The sequence below is a fragment of the Streptococcus sp. HMSC074B11 genome (assembly GCF_001808705.1).
In the GTDB taxonomy this organism is placed as follows: Bacteria; Bacillota; Bacilli; order Lactobacillales; family Streptococcaceae; genus Streptococcus.
In genome coordinates, this window is the sequence record NZ_KV794301.1 from 1 (window position 1) to 535 (window position 535).

Genomic DNA, 535 nt, shown 5'->3' on the forward strand with positions numbered 1-535 from the left:
TACGTTCACTGGTAAGAAAAAACAAGCAGACGGAAGTATCACATGGGATCAAACAAGTCATACTTATGGTAAGGTAACGGTTCCTGTTGTTACAGGTTACTACGCTGACAAGGCAGAAGCTGGCTCTAAAGTGGTAACTCCAGATCAGCCAGAGGCAACTGACAAGGTAACTTATAAACCACTTGGAAACTTGGTGCCAAAATCTGACGATCTGAAATTCCCAGATACTCCAAAAGTGAAGTATCCGAATGATCCAAACGATCCAACCAAGCCAAGTAAACCAATTGTTCCAAATGTCCCAGGCTACAAACCATACTTACCAGATCCAAACTATCCAACGAAACCAGGTGAACCAGGTAGACCGGTAGAACCAGGTGAGGAGATTCCAAATCTTCCAACAAACCCAGGCGAGGACACCCCAATCATCTACGTTCCAATCGTGGATAAAGTCACAAAACCAACCAAACAAACGGTAACCTTTGAGGGAGCAGGCACAGCTACGCCAGCTCCAGATGTTCAAAGTGACTTTACGTTC

1 pseudogene is annotated in these 535 nt (G+C 44.9%); it reads left to right on the forward strand.

From position 1 onward, the window contains the following. A pseudogene (locus HMPREF2619_RS11405) lies at positions 1 to 535 on the forward strand (hypothetical protein); the annotation flags it as partial.